This window comes from Thermoanaerobacterium sp. R66, assembly GCF_028895185.1.
Classification (GTDB): Bacteria; Bacillota; Thermoanaerobacteria; order Thermoanaerobacterales; family Thermoanaerobacteraceae; genus Thermoanaerobacterium.
This window is the reverse complement of record NZ_JAEUWW010000005.1, coordinates 1-253: the sequence shown is the minus strand read 5'-3', so window position 1 is coordinate 253 and position 253 is coordinate 1. Positions and strand designations below refer to the sequence as shown.

The following is a 253-nucleotide window of genomic DNA, read 5'->3' as shown; positions in this document are numbered from 1 at the left end:
CACAGCAGGCAAGCGTCTAATTAGAAAATTGCATAAAGAATTTCATCATTTTGCAGACATTATAGTAGCTGATGCATTATATTGCAAATCTACTTGGATTAAAGAAGTATTATCAATAGGGATGGATGCAGTAGTAAGGGTTAAAGATGAAAGACTTAATATAGTTAAGGATGCACTTGGTTTATTCAAGTGTCGAAAAGCAGATAAAGAATGGACTGTTAAGAAAAAAAGTAATAATTATATTAAAATAAAG

1 pseudogene is annotated in these 253 nt (G+C 30.0%); it reads left to right on the top strand.

Annotated features, from left to right (window positions below):
• Positions 1 to 28: 28 nt before the first annotated feature.
• Positions 29 to 253, top strand: a pseudogene (locus JJQ93_RS12955) (transposase); the annotation flags it as partial.